We start from the raw sequence: 2414 nt of genomic DNA on the forward strand, positions 1-2414 counted from the left end.
GAGCAGGACAAGGCGAAGACCGCCAACTGATCGGCCGATATCGCCGAGCCACAAAAAAGCGGGGTCATGCCCCGCTTTTTTTGCGCCCATCTCTCCGCGGGTCAGTGCCTTGACTGCCGTTTCGGCTGGTAGCCGCCGTCCGGCCTCTTGTCGAACATCTCCTTGATCTGCGGATGCCGGACCGGCTCACCCGACTGATCCTCGAGCAGATTCTGCTCGGAGACATAGGCGATGTACTCGGTCTCCGAATTTTCGGCGAGCAGATGATAGAAAGGCTGATCCTTGTGCGGCCGCACGTCGGCGGGGATGGCTTCGTACCATTCGTCGGTGTTGGCGAATTGCGGATCGACATCGAAAATAATGCCCCTGAATGGAAACAGCCGGTGGCGAACCACCTGTCCGATCGCGAATTTGGCTGTTTTCATCGTACTCACCACTGAATTCCTTGGGCTTATTTGGCGCAGACCGCGCATCAATTCAATCCCGAGGCGCTTGACGCCCTATTAAGCAACGGGCTAGCCCGGCGCCAGGGTTTCGGACCAGCATAAAAATGTCTGACGTCATCGGTCTTGTTCTTCCGTTCTTCGGCTTGATTTTTGTCGGGTTCCTGGTGGCGCGCATCACCAGGCAGCCGCTGGAGGCGCTCGGCTGGATGAACACGTTCATCGTCTATGTCGCGCTGCCGGCACTTTTCTTCCAACTGCTTGCCAAGACGCCGTTCGAAGACCTGACGGAATGGCGCTTCATCTTCGGTTCGGTCGTCTCGACCTTCATGATATTTTCCTTGATGTTCATGGGGTCGGTCCTGACCTCGCGCGGCGAGATAGCGCAATCGACCATCAAGGCGCTCGCGGCCGCCTATGGCAATATCGGCTATATGGGACCGGGGCTGGCATTGCTGGCCTTCGGCGAGGAGGCGGCTGTGCCGGTCGCCTTGATCTTCTGTTTCGAGAACATCATGCATTTCGCCATCGCACCCATGATGATGGCGCTGTCGGGCGACGACAAGACCACGCCTCTCCGGCTTGCGCTCGGTGTCGTGCGCAAGAGCGTGCTGCACCCGTTCATCATCGCAACCGCCCTGGGCGTCGGCGCCGCCTATATCGGCTTTCGACCGCCCGTGCCGGTGGAGCGATTTCTGGAATATCTTTCCCGGGCGGCCGCACCTTGCGCGCTGTTTGCCATGGGCGTCACGCTGGCGCTCAGGCCGCTCAATCGCGTCCCGCACGAGATGGTTCCGATTGCGGCACTGAAACTGATCCTGCACCCTTTGCTCTGCTATGTCGTGTTGAGCTGGATCGGCAATTTCTCTGAGACATGGGTCTTCTCGGCGGTGCTTCTGGCGGCGTTGCCGACCGCCACCAACGTCTTCGTCATCGCCCAGCAGTATGGCGTCTGGGTACAGCGCGTGTCGGCCAGTGTGCTGATCACAACCTGCCTGTCGGTCGTGACTGTCACCGGGCTGCTCTACCTGATCCGGCACGATATCCTAGCGCCGGACCTGTTTCCCTAACCCGCCGGCAAGCGCGGCAAAACCGCTGCCTGGACGAAGCCCCTCGCGCATGAAAAAAGCCCGAAGCGGCGCGAAGCCACCGAGCACGCCGAGCCCGGCCACGCGGGCCATCTGGGCCGGCAGCATGTCGGAAAGCAGCGACATGTTGAGCAGGTTGACCGCACCGCTACGCGCCAGAATATCGGGGCGGCGCTTGAAATCGTAAGCCGCAAGCGCCTTGGCTGCACCCGGGTCCGCTCGATTTTCACAAGCGATTCCAACCAGATCGTCGACGTCCCTGATGCCGAGATTGAGGCCTTGCGCACCAATCGGCGGAAACACATGGGCGGCTTCGCCGACCAGCGCCACCCGATCTCGGGCGAAACGCAGTGGCGTCACCGCCGAAAGCGGATAGATCTGCCGGCCCGGCTCGACCGTCACCCGGCCCAGCATCGACTGCATCTGCTGTTCAACCCGCTGAGAAAGCGTCGTATCGTCCAGTGCGGCGAGGTCGGTCGCGGTCTCGGGCTTGACCACCCAGACCAGGCTGGAGCGATTGCCGGGCAACGGGACCTGCGTGAACGGACCGGTCTCGGTGTGGAATTCCGTCGAGGTGAAAGCGTGGTCGCCGCTATGGCCGAAATTGAGGACGAGAGCTGCCTGCGGGTAGGACCGGGCCGAGGTCGAGATGCCGGCCGCCTGGCGCGCCGGTGACAACCGCCCATCGGCGGCGACCGCAAGCGATGCGTCGACCGTGCTGCCGTCGGCCAGGACGGCACGGGCGTGCTCGGCATCGAGATGCCAGTTCGCCACTATCGACATCAGCCGGTCGATGCCGGCATGCGCGGCAACGGCGCTGGCGAGTGCCGGGTTGAGGACGCTGTTGGGAAGGTTCAGCCCGAACTGGTCCTCGTCGATCTCG

General features: G+C 62.2%; 3 protein-coding genes. 1 reads left to right on the forward strand and 2 read right to left on the reverse strand.

Features of this window, described 5'->3' with window-relative positions:
• Positions 1-101: 101 nt before the first annotated feature.
• Positions 102-425 (reverse strand): heat shock protein HspQ, encoded by a 324-nt coding sequence (gene hspQ / locus EN984_RS31295; RefSeq protein WP_164749013.1) that lies wholly within the window; start codon positions 423-425, stop codon positions 102-104.
• 125 nt (positions 426-550) lie between these two features.
• Between hspQ and EN984_RS31300 the strand changes: the two genes are divergently transcribed.
• Positions 551-1513, forward strand: a complete 963-nt coding sequence (locus EN984_RS31300) for an AEC family transporter (RefSeq protein WP_127272652.1) — start codon at positions 551-553, stop codon at positions 1511-1513.
• Here EN984_RS31300 and EN984_RS31305 read toward each other — a convergent pair.
• Positions 1490-2414 (reverse strand): FAD-dependent monooxygenase (locus EN984_RS31305; RefSeq protein ID WP_127384208.1); only part of this gene is annotated, 925 nt, incomplete at its 5' end. The two genes, EN984_RS31300 and EN984_RS31305, sit on opposite strands and share 24 nt — an antisense overlap.

Origin of the sequence: Mesorhizobium sp. M7A.F.Ca.CA.004.12.1.1 (genome assembly GCF_003997835.1) — a bacterium.
Taxonomy (GTDB): domain Bacteria; phylum Pseudomonadota; class Alphaproteobacteria; order Rhizobiales; family Rhizobiaceae; genus Mesorhizobium.

Bases quoted from the DNA above. Each gene is read 5' to 3' on its own strand.
- hspQ (WP_164749013.1), bottom strand. From the start codon at position 425: ATGAAAACAGCCAAATTCGCGATCGGACAGGTGGTTCGCCACCGGCTG.
- EN984_RS31300 (WP_127272652.1), top strand. From the start codon at position 551: ATGTCTGACGTCATCGGTCTTGTTCTTCCGTTCTTCGGCTTGATTTTT.